General features: G+C 40.6%; 18 protein-coding genes. 12 read left to right on the top strand and 6 right to left on the bottom strand.

Annotation, left to right across the window (positions count from 1 at the left end):
- Window positions 1-171 precede the first annotated feature (171 nt).
- The 7 genes from ACTNB8_RS03000 (at window position 172) to ACTNB8_RS03030 (ending at window position 9,526) form a co-directional block, all read left to right on the top strand.
- Window positions 172-1,173, top strand: a complete 1,002-nt coding sequence (locus ACTNB8_RS03000; RefSeq protein WP_441052205.1) for a substrate-binding domain-containing protein — start codon at window positions 172-174, stop codon at window positions 1,171-1,173.
- Between the two features lie 81 nt (window positions 1,174-1,254).
- Complete coding sequence (locus ACTNB8_RS03005) at window positions 1,255-2,760, top strand: sugar ABC transporter ATP-binding protein (RefSeq protein ID WP_441052172.1); 1,506 nt, start codon at window positions 1,255-1,257, stop codon at window positions 2,758-2,760.
- An 18-nt stretch (window positions 2,761-2,778) separates the two neighbouring features.
- A complete protein-coding gene (locus ACTNB8_RS03010; protein ID WP_441052174.1) occupies window positions 2,779-3,768 on the top strand; it encodes a galactose/methyl galactoside ABC transporter permease MglC in 990 nt (329 codons plus the stop codon).
- A 230-nt stretch (window positions 3,769-3,998) separates the two neighbouring features.
- The gene (locus tag ACTNB8_RS03015) at window positions 3,999-5,621 is read left to right on the top strand and encodes a response regulator (protein WP_441052176.1); all 1,623 of its coding nucleotides are present in this window, start codon (window positions 3,999-4,001) and stop codon (window positions 5,619-5,621) included.
- A gap of 40 nt (window positions 5,622-5,661) precedes the next feature.
- The gene (locus ACTNB8_RS03020; protein WP_441052178.1) at window positions 5,662-7,461 is read left to right on the top strand and encodes a sensor histidine kinase; all 1,800 of its coding nucleotides are present in this window, start codon (window positions 5,662-5,664) and stop codon (window positions 7,459-7,461) included.
- The gene (locus ACTNB8_RS03025; RefSeq protein ID WP_441052180.1) at window positions 7,458-8,447 is read left to right on the top strand and encodes a sugar ABC transporter substrate-binding protein; all 990 of its coding nucleotides are present in this window, start codon (window positions 7,458-7,460) and stop codon (window positions 8,445-8,447) included. Before ACTNB8_RS03020 ends, ACTNB8_RS03025 begins: the two co-directional genes overlap by 4 nt.
- Window positions 8,448-8,461: 14 nt before the next feature.
- Window positions 8,462-9,526, top strand: a complete 1,065-nt coding sequence (locus tag ACTNB8_RS03030) for a galactose ABC transporter substrate-binding protein (protein ID WP_441052182.1) — start codon at window positions 8,462-8,464, stop codon at window positions 9,524-9,526.
- Window positions 9,527-9,606: 80 nt separating this feature from the next.
- Here ACTNB8_RS03030 and ACTNB8_RS03035 read toward each other — a convergent pair whose 3' ends face one another.
- Window positions 9,607-9,993 carry a DUF6483 family protein gene (locus ACTNB8_RS03035; protein WP_441052184.1) on the bottom strand — a complete coding sequence of 129 codons (387 nt, stop codon included), beginning with the start codon at window positions 9,991-9,993 and terminating at the stop codon, window positions 9,607-9,609.
- A 251-nt stretch (window positions 9,994-10,244) separates the two neighbouring features.
- On the opposite strand from ACTNB8_RS03035, the gene ACTNB8_RS03040 reads away from it, so the two are divergent.
- The 3 genes from ACTNB8_RS03040 to ACTNB8_RS03050 all read left to right on the top strand — a co-directional run bounded on the left by ACTNB8_RS03040 (window position 10,245) and on the right by ACTNB8_RS03050 (window position 13,936).
- Entirely contained in the window at window positions 10,245-11,324 is a 1,080-nt protein-coding gene (locus tag ACTNB8_RS03040) for a D-alanyl-D-alanine carboxypeptidase family protein (RefSeq protein WP_441052186.1), read from the top strand.
- A 129-nt stretch (window positions 11,325-11,453) separates the two neighbouring features.
- Complete coding sequence (locus tag ACTNB8_RS03045) at window positions 11,454-13,571, top strand: diguanylate cyclase (protein WP_441052187.1); 2,118 nt, start codon at window positions 11,454-11,456, stop codon at window positions 13,569-13,571.
- Between the two features lie 14 nt (window positions 13,572-13,585).
- Window positions 13,586-13,936 (top strand): Hpt domain-containing protein, encoded by a 351-nt coding sequence (locus ACTNB8_RS03050; RefSeq protein WP_441052189.1) that lies wholly within the window; start codon window positions 13,586-13,588, stop codon window positions 13,934-13,936.
- Between the two features lie 68 nt (window positions 13,937-14,004).
- Here the strand turns inward: ACTNB8_RS03050 and ACTNB8_RS03055 are convergent, their stop codons facing one another.
- The 5 genes from ACTNB8_RS03055 to ACTNB8_RS03075 form a co-directional block, all read right to left on the bottom strand.
- Window positions 14,005-15,093 (bottom strand): iron-containing alcohol dehydrogenase family protein, encoded by a 1,089-nt coding sequence (locus ACTNB8_RS03055; RefSeq protein ID WP_441052191.1) that lies wholly within the window; start codon window positions 15,091-15,093, stop codon window positions 14,005-14,007.
- A gap of 187 nt (window positions 15,094-15,280) precedes the next feature.
- Window positions 15,281-15,967 (bottom strand): FadR/GntR family transcriptional regulator, encoded by a 687-nt coding sequence (locus tag ACTNB8_RS03060; protein ID WP_441052193.1) that lies wholly within the window; start codon window positions 15,965-15,967, stop codon window positions 15,281-15,283.
- An 11-nt stretch (window positions 15,968-15,978) separates the two neighbouring features.
- Window positions 15,979-16,983: a DUF4097 family beta strand repeat-containing protein gene (locus tag ACTNB8_RS03065; RefSeq protein ID WP_441052194.1), complete on the bottom strand. Its 1,005-nt coding sequence runs from the start codon at window positions 16,981-16,983 to the stop codon at window positions 15,979-15,981.
- A 2-nt stretch (window positions 16,984-16,985) separates the two neighbouring features.
- A complete protein-coding gene (locus tag ACTNB8_RS03070) occupies window positions 16,986-17,570 on the bottom strand; it encodes a DUF1700 domain-containing protein (protein WP_441052196.1) in 585 nt (194 codons plus the stop codon).
- Window positions 17,567-17,884, bottom strand: a complete 318-nt coding sequence (locus ACTNB8_RS03075; protein WP_441052198.1) for a PadR family transcriptional regulator — start codon at window positions 17,882-17,884, stop codon at window positions 17,567-17,569. Before ACTNB8_RS03075 ends, ACTNB8_RS03070 begins: the two co-directional genes overlap by 4 nt.
- Window positions 17,885-18,108: 224 nt before the next feature.
- On the opposite strand from ACTNB8_RS03075, the gene ACTNB8_RS03080 reads away from it, so the two are divergent.
- Window positions 18,109-18,804, top strand: coding sequence for an AzlC family ABC transporter permease (locus ACTNB8_RS03080; RefSeq protein WP_441052200.1), 696 nt, complete (start codon window positions 18,109-18,111; stop codon window positions 18,802-18,804).
- 2 nt (window positions 18,805-18,806) lie between these two features.
- Window positions 18,807-19,115, top strand: a 309-nt coding sequence (locus ACTNB8_RS03085; RefSeq protein ID WP_441052206.1) for a branched-chain amino acid transporter permease, incomplete at its 3' end; no start/stop codon positions are given.

The following is a 19,115-nucleotide window of genomic DNA, read 5'->3' on the forward strand; positions in this document are numbered from 1 at the left end:
GATAATAAATTTATAGATAGACCCAAAAAAATTATATGTATTTTTTATAATCGCTCTGTTAGAATACAATCATCAGGCGGGGGGTAAACCGCATTAGAAAAAAGGAGGAAGTTTTTCATGAAAAGAAAAGTTTTAGCAGGATTACTTTGTGTAGCAATGGGCGTTACTACAATGACAGGAGCAGTTGGTGTATTCGCTGCTGACGATGCTGCAGAAACAACTGTAGATATGGATGGTGTTGACGTTGATAATACTAAGATTGGTATCAGTATTTATCAGTTCGCAGATAACTTTATGACTCTTTATCGTACAGAGCTGGTTCGTTATCTGACAGAAGATCTTGGATTTAATGAAAGCAATATCGTAGTACAGGATGGTAAAAATGACCAGGCTGAGCAGACAAACCAGATCAACAACTTTATCACAGATAAGGTTGACGTTATGATCCTGAACCTGGTTCAGTCCTCTTCCGCACCTCAGGTTACAGATATGTGTAACGATGCAGGAATCCCGGTTGTTTACATTAACCGTCAGCCAGATGAAACAGAATCTGACAGATGGGCTTCTGACGGAATCAAAGCTACTTACATCGGTGCAGATGCAAGACAGTCAGGAACATATCAGGGCGAAGAAATCCTTGAAACAGAAAACAAAGGTGATATCAATGGCGACGGCAAAGTTTCCTATATCATGGTTCAGGGTGACCCGGAAAACATCGATGCTCAGTACAGAACAGAATATTCTGTAAAAGCTCTTACAGACGCTGGTGTTGAAACAGAAGAACTTCTTCTTCAGAGAGGTGACTGGGATCAGGCTAAAGGACAGCAGATCGTACAGGACGCTCTGACACAGTTTGGCGATCAGGTAGAAGTTGTATTCTGTAACAATGATGCAATGGCACTTGGTGCTCTTCAGGCAATCCAGGCAGCTGGAAGAACTGTTGGCGAAGATATCTACCTTGTAGGTGTTGATGCTCTTACAGATGCAGTTCAGAACATCATCGACGGCAACATGACAGGTACAGTATTCAACGATTACTTCGGACAGGCTCATGGAGCAGCTGAACTGGCAGTTAAATATCTCAAAGGCGAAGAAGTTGATCCTGTAAACATGGTTGACTATGTAAAAGTAACTTCTGACAATGCAGCAGATATCCTTGAGTTAATCAAATAATTTTATTTGAGTCAATAATAATGTTTAATCTGGGTGTGCCGAAAGGGGCACACCCACTTTTGTGAGAAAGGAGAGAGTGGGATGGCAGAGTATAGATTGGAGATGCGCGGTGTAAGCAAAAGCTTTCCGGGCGTCAAGGCGCTGGACCGGGTAACACTTAAGGTCCGCCCGGGTACTGTACATGCGCTCATGGGTGAGAACGGAGCTGGTAAATCCACCCTCATGAAGTGCCTGTTCGGTATTTATCATATGGATGAAGGTGAAGTCTTCGTAGATGGAGAAAAGGTCAATATTAATAATCCTGATGAAGCATTACATAAAGGACTGGCGATGGTGCATCAGGAGCTGCAGCCTGTTCCGGAAAGAACAATTGCAGAAAACATGTATCTGGGCCGTTATCCGACCAAATCGGTGGGACCACTGAAAGTTATTGATCATGCAAAAATGAATGCAGAAGCAAAAAAATGGCTTGAAAATGTAAAAATGCCATTTGATCCGAAGAGAAAACTGGGTGATCTTTCCATTTCTCAGATGCAGTCCGTAGAAATCGCAAAGGCAGTGTCACAGGAAGCAAGACTTATTATTCTTGACGAGCCTACTTCTTCACTGACAGATAACGAAGTCGAGGCATTGTTCCGTATTGTTCGAGATCTTCGTGACAGAGGTGTTTCCTTTGTATTTATTTCTCACAAAATGGCAGAACTTCGCAAAATTTCTGATGATATCACGATCATGCGAGATGGTGGCTATGTAGGCACCTGGGAAATGAAAGATATCAGTGATGATGAAATCGTAAAACAGATGGTTGGACGTGAACTTACCAATATTTATCCTCCGCTGGATAATACTCCGGGAGATATACTTCTGGAAGTAAATGATTTTACAAGCATTCACGACAATTCTTTTAAGGACTGTTCTTTCAAACTGAGAAGAGGCGAGATTCTTGGTTTCGGTGGTCTGGTAGGTGCACAGAGAACAGAACTTATGGAAGCTGTTTTCGGTATTCGTCATATAACCAAAGGCGAAATTAAACTGAATGGAAAGAAACTGGATATCAAACGGCCGCAGGATGCGATTCGTAACGGTATTGGAATGATCACTGAGGACCGCCGTGGTTCCGGTATTCTTGGCTGTCTTTCCATTGCAGATAATGTTTCTATTGCTTCGCTTGACCATTATCTTGAGGCAGGAATCAAACTGAACACAAAGAAGATTGAAGATCTTGTTCAGGATAATGTAGCAAAACTCAGCATCAAGACACCAAGCAGTAAAACGCTTATTCAGTCACTGTCAGGTGGTAACCAGCAGAAGGTAATCATTTCACGCTGGCTGGCAAACAATCCGGATGTCCTGATCATGGACGAACCTACCCGAGGTATTGACGTCGGAGCGAAATATGAAATCTATCAGATTATGATCGCACTGGCAAAACAGGGCAAGGGAATCATAATGATCTCATCAGAGATGCCGGAACTGATAGGTGTTTCCAACCGTATCATGGTAATGTGTAACGGTAAGATCACAGGTGAAGTTGAAGGTGTTGAAGCTACACAGGAAAACATCATGCATTTTGCTACACAGTTCTAAGTGAAGGAGGAAAATAGAATGGATAAATCAAAGAAATTCGATCTCAAAAAAGTTCTTTTGGATAATGGTATCATCATACTTCTGATGATCCTGGTTATTTACGTAGGAATTACAGTACCTACATTCCGTAGTGTAAGAAACCTTTTAAACCTGGCTATCAACGCAGCTCCGCGTGTTATCATCGCACTCGGTGTCAGCGGCTGTCTGATCACAAAGGGTACTGACCTTTCCGCAGGTCGTGCAGTTGGTTTAAGTGCCTGCCTTGCTGGTATCATGCTTCAGAAACCTGATGCACCTGGTAAAGTATGGCCGAACTTCCCACAGCTGAATGTATGGGTTATTCTTCTGATCGTTATTGCAATCTGTGCAGTATTTGGTCTTATCAATGGTATTGTTATTTCCTATCTTCAGGTTCCTGCATTTATCGGAACTCTGGGTATGCAGCTGATCATTTATGGTATTGCACTTGTTATCACAAACTCCGTTCCGATCGGTGGATATCGTGCAGACTATATTTCAGTTACACAGGGAAAAATCGCCGGTATTCCGGTTCTGTTTATCTATCTTATAATTGCAGCAGCTATTTTCTGGTTCATTTATAATTATACCCGTCATGGTAAATATATGTATGCAATCGGTGGAAATGAAGTTGCAGCAGAAGTATCTGGTGTTAATACAAAGAAAACAAAGATCATTATCTATACAACAGCAGCAGCTATGTATGCAATTGCCGGTTTCCTTCTTGGTGGAAAATCCGGTGGTACCAGTGTTAACATGGGTATGGGATACGAACTTGAAGCTATCGCAGCCTGCACCATCGGTGGTGTATCTGTAAACGGTGGTATCGGTAAAGTATCCGGTGTTATTATCGGTGTTGCAGTATTCGAACTTCTGAAATCTTCTCTGCAGTTCCTGGGAGTAAATACAAACTACCAGTATATTGCACAGGGTGTCGTAATCGTAGTTGCGATCGCACTGGATATTCGTAAATATATTGCTAAGAAGTAAAACCCTGAGGGGGAGAATCTCACAGTTGCGAAGGCCGAATCTCCCCCTCAGACTCCCCCTGTTTGGCCACGCAATTCTAAACCGGCAGGGATTTAAATATCAGAATAATAAAATAATAAAGGGACAAAAGCTGTATAAGGCGTTTGTCCCTTTTTTATTTTGTACATTGTAATTTATAAATCCTATGTTTCATGGTATACTTGTGATAACAACATGGAAAGGTGAATGCTATGGAAATGTATAATTTGTTGCTGGTTGATGATGAGGCGGATGTGCTGCAGGCTATGAAGAGGAAAATTGACTGGGAGGCGCTTGGTTTTTGTCTTGCAGGTACCGCTGAGAACGGACAGGAGGCTCTGGAACTGGCTGAACAGCTTCATATAGATGTGGTGTTGACGGATATTAAAATGCCTTATATGGATGGACTGACTCTGTGTCGTAAGCTGAAGGAAAATTACCGTAATATGAAAGTAGTTATTTATTCGGGATTTGATGATTTTGAGTTTGCAAGAGAAGCAGTGCATCTGGAGGCTGAGGAATATCTGCTGAAACCTATCAGTGCAAAAGATATAACAGAAGTATTTACCAGAATAAAGGGAAAACTTGATCAGGAATTCAGTGAATACAGGAATCTTAACAAACTGTCAGAGTATTATCGTAAGAGTCTTCCGGCAATGAGAGAGCAGTTGATGATGGGAATCCTGGAAGGACGGATTTCAGGAGACCGTGTCAGAAGTATGATGGAGACATATGAGATGAAGCTGGATGCTTCATGTTATGTAGTCAGTATTCTTTATCCGGAATCGGGTCCGGGAGAGGATATGGGGCAGAACGGTCAGTTTATGACACTTCCACTTAAAGAAATGGCGCAGGATTATCTGAGAGAACGTGTGGATTTTTACAGTACTTTATTCCTGGATCAGGTTATTTTTGTATTTATGCTTCATGATAAAGAAGAAATGGATAAAGTTCTTTATCATCTTGACCAGATATGTAAAATGAGTGCACGCGTGCTCCAGATACCGGTCACTGCGGCAGTCGGGCTTGCATGTGATCAGGTTGAAGAACTGAGAACTTCTTATCAGGAAGCGTTAAATGCTCTGGAATATCATACGATACTGGGCGGTGGGCAGGTAATATATATACATGATATTGAACCAAGTCTGAAGGATTTCATTTCACCGGCAGAATATGATTTTCAGAATCTGATCCATGCAGTAAAAGTCGGCGACCGGAAAGAAACAGATGCAGCAATTGCTGATTTTATGAATAATATCAGGAAGACTTCAATTTCACCAAGCCAGTATCAGCTTCTGTTTATGGAACTTCTTACAGAACTTGTAAAGATCGGGCGCTCCTATAAACTTCATACGAAGCAGATATTCGGAGAACACAGCGGTTCCTGGCAGGAACTTTATAAATATATTTCCATAGAAGATCTGGAAGGATGGCTGCAGGAAGTCTGCACTAATCTGCGGCACACATTTCGCCATGAACGAAGAGATTCCACTGCAAGGCTGACGGAACAGGCACGGGAGTATATAGAAGAACATTACAGGGAAAATGATCTTTCGGCAGACAGTCTCTGCCGTTATCTGAATGTGACGGCAGCCTATTTTTCTACTATTTTCAAAAAAGAAGTTGGCATGTCATTCGTGGCATATCTTACTAAGATACGTTTGGAACACGCAGTAGAACTGCTTCGTACTACAGAAGATAAGACATATGTGATCGCAGAGGCAGTGGGGTATACAGAACCTAATTATTTCAGTTATGTTTTCAAAAAACAGTACGGGATCTCACCTTCAAAATACCGTACAAGCCTCAGTGATGAAGAGAGAAAACAGTCCTGAAAAATCATATTACCAAACAACAGAGAAAGTATAACTGTCTATGAAATTTATAAAAAAGAAATGGAAACAGCTTGCAGAATATGCGAACAGCCGTGGACTCCAGTTTGTGATATCAGTATCATTTACACTGGTTGCTCTGGTAGGAATGGTATTTATCGGCGGTTTTCTGCTTCAGAGCTATGGCAATGCAACAGAAGAAATGGTGCGAAAAGACAGCAGACAGCTGATCGATCAGGTGGAGATCAACCTTAATAATTACCTGAGATCCATGATGCGTATTTCAGATGCCATGTATTATAATGTCATCAAAAAAGTAGATCTGGGTCAGGACAATATCAGCCAGGAACTGAACCTTCTGTATGAATCAAATAAAGACAATCTGGTAAGCGTGGCATGTTTTGATGAAGAAGGAAGCCTTCTGGGGGCTGCACCTGTTGGAACGCTCAAGAAAAACGTTGATCTTGGCAGTCAGAAGTGGTTTACTAGTGCTGAAAATCAGATGGAGAACCTCCATTTTTCAGAACTTCATGTTGAAAATATCTTCGAAAACAGCAGTGGACGTTATTATTGGGTTGTATCTCTGAGCCGTGGTGTAGAACTTACTAACCGTGGCAGGATGTCAGGAGGAATTCTTCTTGTAGACATGAATTTCAGTGGCATCCGCCAGCTGTTCACAAAGGTGAACAGTCAGGGACTGGGGTATGTATATCTGATTAACAGTGATGGAGATATTATTTATCATCCTAAACAGAATCTTATATTTTCCAGTATGATGAAAGAAAACAATAAAACAGCAAGCCAGTACGATGATGGAGTTTATGATGAGACTTTTCAGGGTGAAGACAGAACAGTCATTGTGAAGACTGTAGGTTACACAGGGTGGAAAATTGTCAGTGTTACTCCGAAAAAGATATTTTATCAGAACGCAAACAGAACAAGAATTGTGGCAGGAATCATGCTTTCGCTGTCAATTTTTCTGATGATTTTTGCAAACCAGTTTGTGGCAGTCCGGGTGGCAAGACCAATGAAAAAACTGGAAGATTCTCTTAAAGGAATTGGAGTGGATAAAGAGCCGGAAATTTACATTGGAGGTCCGCCGGAGATCCAACATCTTGGAAAGACCATACTTTCTATGGTGGAACAGCTCCGCAAGCTGACGGACGATATTGTAAAGGAACAGGAAGAAAAACGAAAAAGCGAACTGGATGCACTGCAGTCTCAGATCAATCCGCATTTTCTTTATAATACACTGGATTCTATTATGTGGATGGTAGAGAGTGAGCAGTATGAAGATGCTGTGGCAATGGTACAGGCTCTTGGAAAACTGTTCAGGATCAGTCTTTCCAGGGGGAAAAATATTATTACTGTGGGCGAAGAACTGCAGCATGCAAGGAGTTATCTGGATATTCAGAAATACCGTTATAAAAACAAATTTATATCATATTTTGAGATTGAAGAAGATATTGAAAAATATAAAACAATTAAATTGATTCTGCAGCCTCTGATCGAAAATGCCATTTATTATGGAATGGAATATATGGACGGAGATGGAGAAATATATATCCGTGCATATACCAGAGAAAATGATCTGTATTTTGAGGTTGAGGATAACGGACTCGGAATGCGGGAAGAACAGGTAGCCGGACTTCTGACAGAAGAGCCGAAAGTTCGAAGCAAAGGTTCTGGAATCGGTCTTCGAAATGTACACCAGAGAATTCAGCTGTATTTCGGTGAAACATATGGACTGCAGATAGAGAGCGAGCCAGATGAAGGTACAATCATAAGGATTCACCTTCCAAAAACCGAGGATGTGGTCAGCGAAGCCGGAGGTGATAAATGATGAAGCGAAAAGCACGCTGGAGAATATGGGCAGTCATCTGTGTGTTGACGATAGTACTGATGGTAGTTTATGCTTACGGAATTTCTACAGAAAGCCCACAGAAACCGGTAAATTATTCAGTTGTTCTCTATGAACATACAGATAATGAATGGGAAACTCTTGCAGATGGAATGCGTCAGGCCGAACAGGATCTGAACATCAAAGTAAATTATGTCCACATGGGAAGAGGAGATACAGCATCAGATCAGGCAGCTGCAATCCAGAAGGAGATTGATGCAGGGGCGGCAGGAATTCTTGTGGCAGCTTCTGACAGTGAAGCCCTGAGAAAAGAACTTGGAGGGATGTCTTTTTCTGTGCCGCTTCTGTTTGTTGAGACAGGGGCAGGAAATGAATATCCGGTCGTGCGTACAGATGATTATCAGATGGGATATGAACTGGGGGAGGCATTGCTGCAAGATATAAAAAAACGGCAGGATGATCACAGAGTAGCAGTTATCTGTGAATATATGGAAAGGGACAGTGTCCGGCTTCGCTATGAGGGACTTGTTGATGCACTGAAAAAGGACAACTCAGATATAGAGATAGAGACATTTACAAGAGGCAGCGGAGACTACAGTCTCAGCTTGTTTATAGGAACACTGTTTTCAAAGTGTGGCAGTTACATTGTTGCACTGGATAAATATGCTACACAGGAAGCTGCAGCTGCATGGCTTTCTGAAAAAAGTAATTATGAAAAAAACGGCAGAGAAGTTCTGATTTATGGTATTGGAAATACAGGTCAGACAGTAAATGATCTTGATAACGAAAATCTTCATATGCTGGCATATCAGAATGAATTCAAGATGGGATATGAAGGGTTACAGTGCCTTGTTGACAGGCGCAGTAAAAACTGGGTTGATAATAATGTGGAGATCAGACATAAATTGGTGACAAAAGATACGTTGTATGAATATGAGAATGAGCGGCTTCTGTTTCCAAACACATAATCCGGAGGGGTAAATTGAAAAGAAAAAGATATATCAGTGTACTGGCAGTTATGTCAGTGATGACAGCACTTGGCGGCTGTGGAATGCAGAATAATTTTGTAGAAGAACAGCCCAAAAATATGACAATAGGAATAAGTGTCTACGATCAGTATGATACTTTTATATCAGAACTGATGTCGCAGTTTCAGTCTTATGTGAAAGAAAAAGAGAAAGACTGGGGAATTTCCATTACTCTGGAAATACAGAATGCAGAACAGAATCAGCTTGTGCAGAACAGTCAGCTGGATTCTTTTATTGAAGATGGAGTGGATATAGCGTGTATCAATCTGGTTGACAGGACAGATGCATCTTCTATCATTGAAAAAGCAAAGACCAGTGATGTACCAGTGATTTTCTTTAACAGGGAGCTTGTGAAAGAAGATCTTGAACGATGGGACAAACTGTATTATGTAGGTGCAGATGCTTATGAGTCAGGAAAACTTCAGGGAGATATTCTGGTTAACGAATGCGAGACAAATTTTGATAAAATAGACAGAAATCATGATGGTGTTCTTCAGTATGTTATGCTGGAAGGAGAAGCCAGTCATAATGATTCCTTGATCAGAAGCATGACAGTTATTCAGGAAATAACGGAAAATGGATATACTGTCGAAAAACTTTCTGATGAAATTGCAAACTGGAACCGGGATCAGGCTGCAAATAAGATGAAGCAGTTCCTGGAAGAATTTGGAAATTCAATAGAGGTGGTTCTTGCAAATAATGATGATATGGCGTTGGGAGCCATTGATGCACTAAAAACAGCAGGCATGGAAAATAGTTCAGAAAACTGGCCAGCAGTTCTGGGAATTGATGGAACTACTGTCGGACTGGAAGCAGTAGAAAAGGGAGAAATGCTGGGAACTGTTCTGAATGATGCAAGAGGACAGGCAAGTGGAATGCTGGAACTGGCATATTCACTTACAATGGGAACGAAACTTCCGAAAAAATATCAGCTGATAGATGATAAATATATACGTATGCCATATAAAATCGCAACAAAGGAAAATCTTGGGGAAATCCAGGTTGAACAGACAAAATAAAACAGTGAAAAATGATCCCTGCTGTCATGCATACAGCAGGGATCATTTTTTATGTAACAGGAAATTACTCCGTAATGTTCCTACAGTACATCCGTACGAAATGCCTCCGCAATACCACTTAAATTATAACGGTCGGCGAGATCCTGAATACCAGTCATGATTTCCTCACGGCTGAAATTATTTTCTTCCAGAAACTCATCGGATTTTGCGTTAAGAATATAGTAAAAAATGAGGCCGATCTCAAGATTCTGGCGGTCACCGTCACAGGTCATTTCATACAGCTGATTTTCGGCTTCATCTATGCTGCCGTCTTCCAGAAGACTCAGCAGATTTTCCAGAACAGTTCTGGCGTCTGCGTCTTCAATTACATCGGGGGTAAGTTCCGGCGCATTTACATTGAATAACATTTTCATGACTGCACGTACCATTTCACGAATCTGGCGCAGTATATAATCATCCTGAAGCATAATAAGTTCTCCTTTCTGAACAGTATGGATTTCTGACTGTTCAGTATTGTTCTAAGGATAGATTACCACAGACTTTTTGATTGTTCTACCTGATTTTTGTATTTCTACGAAAAATCATACTTTAATCATAATTATATGTTAAGATTAAATTACATATATATTAAGAAAATATGATATAGTGTCAGAGCTTAAAAATGTGTCATCATGGATAAGCTAAAGACATAAAAGAAACAGAAAGTGAACATATAAAAATGAAAATAAAATACAGAGTATTGACCGGGATTCTTATGGGATTTCTTCTGTGCGGAAACGTTTATGCACAATCTGTGGCAGAACCTCAGATAGAATCGCAGGCGGCTGTTGTAATAGATATGGACAATGGTAATATTTTATATAAAAAAAATGAATTGGAGAAATTTTATCCTGCAAGTATTGTAAAACTTCTTACAGCGCTGGTGACAGCCGAAAGGGGAAACCTGGACGATACAGTGATTTTTTCCCATGATGCGATATATGATGTGGAACAGGGAAGTGGAAATCCGCTTCTTCTGGAAGCGGGAGACAAGCTGTCAGTAAAAGATTGTATGTATGCCATGATTCTGGAATCGTCCAATCAGGCAGCGAATGCGCTGGCAGAATATGTGGCAGGGAGCAATGACAAGTTTGCGGAATATATGAATGAAGAGGCAAAAAAGCTTGGCTGTAAAGATTCTAATTTTGTCAATCCGTCCGGATTAAATGATGAAAAGCAGCAGGTAACTGCAGCAGATATGGCGGTGATTGCAAGAGCAGCACTTCAGAATGAGACGGTAAGAAAAGTGGCTTCGACAAAAGATTACCGTATTGCATCTACTCTAAACAGTCCGGACGGGATTACACTGCAGATGGAACATCAGCTTCTTAATGGTGATGAGTATTCCTATGGCTATGCTTTTGCTGGAAAAACCGGCTATACGTCAGCTGCGGGAAATACCCTTGTAACGGCTGCTCAAAAAGACGGGCAGGAAATTCTTGCAGTAGTGCTGAAAAGCGATATGACGCATTATGAGGATACGATCAGACTGCTGGATTATGGATTTGAAGCGGCAGCTGCAAAAAAAGCAGAAGAAAAGAATGCCGTGGAAGATAAAGAAGAAGTATCAAAAGATATTGATCTGGATGTGATAAAACAAGATGAATCCACAGTTTCGTATATTACAGGAAATATTTTCAAAAGTATTATAATTGCTGTAATTCTGTGTACGGCGGCATATTTTGTACTCATATGTATTCAGAGATACCGAAGAAAACTGAGAAAAATCAGAAAACAGAAAAGAATCAGAAAAAGATAGATTACTATTCATTCCGTTAGCAGTAACAAATATAACAAAAATAGTCTGGATTTTGTGGGTAAATTTCTTTACGTAAAAAATTTATGATGCTATAATAAACTGTATAGTTGTATGGAAGGAAAATATTACATGAAACCAGATTTTGCAATGACACAGCAGGAAGCGGAGGAAATGCAGAAAGACCTCAGGAAGATCTTTACAATCGTGCGTCTTTTGGAGGCAGATGCCATACCGACAGGTGATATTTGTTCACCAAAAGAATGTAAATGTTTTACTTTTTGGAAAAAAAGCCATCGTTGTGAAAATTGCACTTCACGGAAAGCGCTTCTTGAGAAGTCACAGAAAACAAAGCTTGAATTTTTGGAAGGAAAAATATATCAGGTGATTTCCAGATACCTGGAAATTGACGGTAATCCGTTTGTTATGGAGATGGTCAGTGAACTGGATGAAGATGCAGTTGTAGATAATGAGGGCAGAGAAGCCTTAATTAAGAAACTTACAGGATATGACAGGGAACTGTATATAGATGCTCTTACAGGCGCATATAACAGAAGGTATTACGAGGATAGATTAAAAAATAAAATCATATCAGCCGGTGTGGCAATGATCGATCTTGATGATTTTAAGATTTATAATGACATATATGGACATGACGCAGGCGATCAGGTGCTGAATACGGTTGTTAAGGTAGTACGAAGATGCATTCGTAAAACAGATCTGCTGGTACGTTATGGAGGCGATGAATTTCTGCTGATAATGCCGGACATTGTCGAAAACATTTTTGCTAAAAAACTCAGACAGATCCAGGAGAATATTCATTCTGAAAGTGTTCCCGGATACAACAGGCTCCGAATCTCTGTGAGTATAGGTGGAGTACTTACAGGAAGTGAAACGATAGAATCAGCAATCCGAAGAGCTGACCAGTATATGTACCAGGCAAAAAACCGAAAAAATATGGTTGTTACGGAGACAGAAAGCAGACAGTCTATGGAGGAGATGACAGCTCAGAAAGCTGCAAACTCCAAAAAAGAAAAGATACTTATTGTCGATGATTCAGAAATGAACAGGGCGATTCTTACAGAAATTCTGGGTGAGAACTTTGAGATACTTGAAGCTGTTAATGGTCAGATCTGTGTAGATATACTGAAAGAGCATGGACAGGAGATTTCGCTTATTCTGCTTGATATTGTAATGCCGGTCATGGATGGATTTGCTGTTCTGAAGTATATGAACCAGTATGAGTGGATCAGTGATATTCCGGTAATTATGATATCCAGTGAGGATTCGGTATCAACAGTGCGTCAGGCTTACGAAATGGGCGTAGCAGATTATATCAACCGTCCTTTTGATGCAAAGGTTGTACGGCAGAGAGCAGTTAATACAATTAAGTTATATGCGAAACAGAGACGCCTGATCACGCTTATTACCAGTCAGATATACGAAAAAGAAAAGAATAACCGAATGATGATAGGTATTCTTAATCAGATTCTTGAGTTTCATAATGGTGAAAGCGAGGCACATGTCCTAAATGTAAGTACTATTACGGGATTACTTCTCGAAAAGCTGGTCCAGAAGACAGATAAATATGAACTGTCCTGGTCTGACAGACTCCTGATCATTAATGCTTCTGCGTTACATGACATTGGAAAGATAGGAATTGATGACAGGATCCTCAATAGAAAAAATAAAGTAACCAGAGAAGAAAGAAATATAACAAAAAGACATACACTGATCGGAGCTTCCATGATGGAAAACATGGGGGTATATAAGGATGAGGATCTTGTGAAATATGCATACCAGATATGCAGATGGCATCATGAACGATATGATGGAAAGGGATATCCGGACGGGCTGGTTGGTGAAAAAATTCCAATAGCATCACAGGTTGTATCTCTGGCAGATGTCTATGAAAGACTTATCAGTGGAGAAAAGACAGGAAGTCCTGTTTCGGAAAAAGAAGCAATAGAGTCTGTTATTCAGGGTAAGCAGGGTGCATTTAATCCAATTCTGCTGGAGTGTCTGGCCGAAATAAAAGACAAGCTGCAGGAAAATGTAAAAGCAGATTATAATGGTAAGCAGAACTATATCCTTAAAAACAAGATTATGAAGGATATTGAAGAATATGAACAGGTAAACAGCCGCCTTATGGAAGAAATGTCAGAAGATGTAAAAAGAGAAATATCTTCAGCAGCAGAATCTCCCGTGGGGGGGCAGAACTGGAAACTTCATGAAATGTATGATGATTGAGAGGAGAAAATACGATGACAGTAAGAGAATGTTATGAAAAAATGGGCGCAGATTATGATGGTTTGCTGTCAAGGTTGGGGAGTGAAGCTCTGATAAAGAAGTTTGCAGTTAAATTTCTGGATGATGCAAGTTTTCAGGAGCTGAAAGATGCACTGGCATCAGGAGAAGCAGAAAAAGCTTTTCGAGCGGCACATACATTAAAGGGAATCTGCCTGAATCTGGGATTTGATAATCTTTATAAACCAAGTGAAGTACTTACAGAGAAACTTCGTGGTGGAGAAATCGATGGTTATGAAGATATGCTGGCAGCAGTAGAGGCAGAATATGCAAAAACAGTAGAAGCAATCAACTGCATTTCCGACTGATACCTGTATAAATAAACAGACCCTTTCTGTAGTGAAATTATTCGTACAGGAAGGGTCTTTATTATTGGTTATTTCATCTGTTTCATTGCTTCGTGAAGCCTTGTAAGGCTTTCAGGGGAAGGATCAACATAAGGAGAATCAATGAGATAATCCTCAAGAATCTTCAGATTTTCTTCTGTGCATGGGACACCAAGTTCTTCGAGTGTAAGAGGCATATCCATACCACGCATAAATTCTTTCAGCTGATCTTTTTTGTCACTGAGCTGATTATAATAAAGCTGAGTGAACAGGGCGACTGCTACAATCTCACCATGAAGGGCATCTTTGGCTTCCTGTGTGAAGAAAGTTCTTACGCCATCATACATCATGTGACCGAGAGCAGACTGACTGAAGCTTTTGGTAATGTTAGCGATCACACCGGTAACAGCTATGTTAATAAAAGTAACGTCTTCAACAGCTTTGGTAACTTTTCCATGACGGATATCTTCTATGGCAGCCGGACCGTACTGTTCCAGTACATCGTAAGTATATTCTGCCATTTTATAGGCTGTAAAAAGATCGAATTTGTTATCATCAAGAGTCATTACAGGCTTACCGTTCTGGATCTCGATTTTTTTTGCCATCGCATCCAGAATTCCGGCAGCTGCATAACGGATCGGACATTGGGCGATTGTTTCCATATCTACAAGAACAGCATCGATTTCGTGTTCAAAACGCCAGCAGTTTTTCTTGGCGCCTTCCGGGGTGTACATGACACTCATGGTAGTGAAAGCGGCACAGGTGGCAATAGAAGTAGGAATATTTACTGTTCCGAGACCTGCAGTTTCTCCTACAGCCTTTGAAAAATCCATAATTTTTCCGCCGCCGATACCGACAATCTCATCACATCCTGCAGCAAGACATTTGTCTGTATATTCTCTGGCCGCTTCATAGCTGCATACACCATCGTAAATTTCCACAACATAATCTACGCCGGCCTCTTTGATTCCCGGAAGGAGACGGTCTTTTACAGCTTCAAATGCTCTCGGGCCTGCTAAGAGAAATGCTTTTTTGCTGAAGCGGGCGATTTCTTTTCCACATTCTTCAAGGAGTCCTTTTTCCTGACGGTAACGTCCTGCTCCGAATTTAATTGCACTGTCTAATACTATTTTTTCCATGATATGTCGTCCTTTCTCCGTCTGTGTTTTTCAGACAAATTTTGAAACTTGTATTTTGAAGTTTTTGTGTTTGTTTTTTGGATAGACATATCTTAACAACATAAAAAAGCCACCGCAACATGACCTCTGTTTTTAGAATTAATTCGGTGGCTTTTTGATGAATTTCAGACAAATTTGTCTAATGTATTTATTCTTTTCCGATGCGTTTTCGTATACTGATAAGATGGTATTCCATGGCATTGTATGCGTCCACACCTTTATGATGGGAGATGGCAATGGCAATTTCACGGTGTTCGGGAGCCGTTTCGCGAGGACGGCGTGTACCGGCTACGCTGTCATAAAGTGCCTGCATCTGGTGTATATATGGGATAAGATTGTGTATGGCGGTATTTCCGCTGCAGTTGGCAACTGCCTGGTGAAATTCCATATCTTTTTTTATATAATTTTCACCGGAGTGAACGATGTTGTCCAGTTCATCACAGAGTGTAAAAAGTAGTTCACAGTCTTTTCGGCTGGCATTCTGCGCTGCCAGTGCAGCAGCTCTGGGTTCGATCATGATACGCAGCTCAAGAAGATCTCTGGTAAGTTTTTTCTTATCATATACAAGAGAAAAACCAAGGGGATCGTCAGAGACACCGAGCTTTGAGGAAACAAAGGTTCCGGCGCCTCTCTGGATATCAAGTATGCCCTGTCTGGCAAGAAACTGTTCTGCCAGACGTATGGTGGACCGGCTTACCTCAAAACGCTGTGCCATCTGCAGTTCATTGGGAAGTTTGGTACCGGCTTTATAATTTTCCATGTGGAGCATAGAAACAATGGCATCTGCTGTACGTTCAGGCAGAGATTTCTGATTTACTGAATTTAATTTATCCATATTGAAATCCTCTATTTTTCGGTGATTGTAATATCGCCATCAGAAGAAGTAACATTCAGAAGATTCTTGGAATCTGTAGTTCTGCTGTAGGCATGGGAATCATCGCTTCCTGTTAACTGGCCTTTCAGAGATTCCGGGATCTTCAGATCACCCAGAGTTGTTGCGGCGTTTATGGAGAGCTGTTTCAGGTTATCTGCAGAAATACCAAGAGTAATATCTCCGAGACTGCTGTCAATAGTGTTTTGGCCGGAGAAGGAAGCTTTGGCAGTTGTAAGATCTCCGTCGGAAAGCTTTAGTTCGCCGTTGTTACAGCTTGTATTCTGAATATTTATGTCACCATAATCTGCCTGAACAGAAGTGTTTCTGAGAAGGCTGTCTTTGATACTGATGTCACCGTCAGAAGAAGTGACAGTACCTTTAGATATGTCCAGATTTTTCAGGGTGATGTCTCCGTAATCATCAGAAAGGGACATATTCTGGCAGTCGAGAGTGTTTATATTGAGATATCCATCGCCCATTCTGCAGGAAAAAGAATCGAGTTTCTGATTTTGGGGAATATACAGTGTCGCCTGATTGACATTTTCAATTACGCTGGTCTGTCCAAGCATCATTTGAAGAAAATTAATATCTATATGAATATAGGAAGATGAAGAATTTCCTTTGGATTCTGCAATATTCAACACACCACTTTCGGATACCTGATAAGAAAGAGGGAGAAGACCATCAGAGGTTTCTATATTGTAGGAAATATAGGCCTTGTTATCTGAAGATGGTTTGAGGTTGAAGTCGATGTTGCGAAGATCTGCATTCACCTGAGAAAAGCTGTCAAGTTCAGTTTTTTCCAGAATAGCGTGATTGTCATTGGAAAGCAGAGTGGCATCACCGCTGATTACGTTCAGATCTGCAGTTGCAACGTATTTTTTGCCTCCGGTAAGGGCTCCGGCACCGAATGTGATCAGGCCTGCACCACATAAAACAGTACCTGCTATGAGAAATTTTTTTGTTGTTCTGTTCATTTTCAGTTACCTCTCTTTCTGGTAAAATGCTGAACAATTTTGACGAAAAGAAGGCCAATCCATTTGCTCAGATAAATACCAAGGAGGCAGAGCAGGATGGCAGCACCGATTCCGAATACACCTGTTCCGAGGATCATGCATCCACCAGGAATAGAATAGGGAATTGCTACAATTCCTCTCAGAAGCAGTTTGCTTCCGATGATCAGTACGCAGAAGGCAAAAACAAATATGCAGAAAATTACAGACAGCACAGTGATCGCAGTGGCCAGAAGTACTGCCAGCAGGGCAGCAAGCAGAGGTCCTGCAACAGGCGCTGCCAGAAGTGCCAGTACTGCGATGCGTAATGTGGATCTGGAAGGCGTCTTTTTGATTTCTGATTCTTCCTGGATTTTTTTATCAAGAAGATTTGAGATAAGATCTGCGGCTGCTTTTTTGGGAGAACCGAGTTCTTTCATTAGTTTCTGCTCGCCTTCGGCATCTGTTTCGTTGAAGTATTCATTGAAGTAATCAACTGCATCTTCGTAATCTTCAGAAGGAAGCTTGCGAAGATGTTTTTTCAGCTGGGTCATATATTCTTCTCTGGTCAATTTCGAATCCTCCCTTCGATAATTCCGTCAATAGTATCTCTGTATGAAATCCATTCATTTTTCAGATATTCCCTCTGGGTTTTGCCAGAATCAGTGATTGAATAATATTTACGTTTACGTCCCTGATATTCCTGCGAATAAGTTGTCAGATAACCATTTTTTTCGAGCTTTTTCAGAATCGGATACAAGGTGGATTCTTTGGTATCAGCTGCGATCTTTACAGTCTGACTGATTTCATATCCATAGGAATCCTGGGTTTCTACAATGGACAGAATAAGGAATTCTATCAACAGTGCAGATACAGGATAGTACATAGATATTCCTCCTTTGATAATGTGTAAAATAATTATATATAAAAATTTTATATATAAAATATATACATATTATGAGAGGATGTCAATAGCAAAATGAAAAAATAAAAGACTGCGATAAGTGGTATATCTATAAAAATATGTAATCGATAGGTTTAAGTTGCAGAAGCAAAGAAATCGGTGTAAGATAGTTAAGAATATGAAGAAATAAGGAGTAATTAGATTACATGAAGAAAAAGGCACTTCGTGCGGCTTTTCCTTATACAGTGCCCATATGTGTGGGCTTTCTGTTTCTGGGGATATCCTACGGATTTATGATGAGAAGCAAAGGTTTTTCTTTCGTATATCCGTTATTTATGAGCATGTTTATCTTTGCAGGTTCCATGGAATTTGTTACAGCCAATCTTCTGTTGTCAGCATATAATCCGGTCTATGCGTTTCTGCTTGCACTGATGGTCAATGCACGGCATCTGTTTTATGGCATATCGATGCTGGATAAATATAAGAATACAGGATGGAAGAAATTTTATCTGATCTTTGGAATGTGTGACGAATCATTTTCAGTGAACTTTACTGTAGAACCACCGAAAGACGTGGACAGAGTATGGTTTATGTTTTTTGTGAATCTTCTGAATCAGATTTACTGGGTGGCAGGAGCAACCGGAGGTGCCCTTCTTGGTTATATGATTCATTTTGACACCACAGGTATTGATTTTGTGATGACTGCACTGTTTGTGGTAATGCTGGTAAATCAGTGGGAAGAGACAACAGATCACAGACCTGTACTGATTGGACTTGGGTGTACGGCAATATGCCTTCTGATCTTTGGAAGCAGTAATTTCATTGTTCCGGCCATGATCTTTATCATTGCCAGTTTTACATTTGAAAGAAAATGGAAAGAAAGAGAGGTGGAAATCAGATGACTATGACAACGACGCAGGCGATCATTACCATAGCAGCAGCTGTGCTGGGTACCATGGCAACACGTTTTCTTCCTTTTATTATCTTTCCGGAGGGTAAAAATCCACCGGAGTATGTGAAGTATCTGGGAACTGTCCTTCCGTATGCTGCAATCGGGCTTCTGGTGATATATTGCCTGAAAGATGTACCGGGAAGCGGAAATTATGGTATACCGGAAGCAATTGCGATTGTTTTTATTATTCTGATCCACAAATGGAAAAAAAGCACTTTGTTAAGTATTGGAAGCGGAACTGTTCTGTATATGATTCTTGTG

It is taken from the genome of Blautia sp. HCP28S3_G10 (assembly GCF_052065235.1).
In the GTDB taxonomy this organism is placed as follows: Bacteria; Bacillota; Clostridia; order Lachnospirales; family Lachnospiraceae; genus Blautia_A.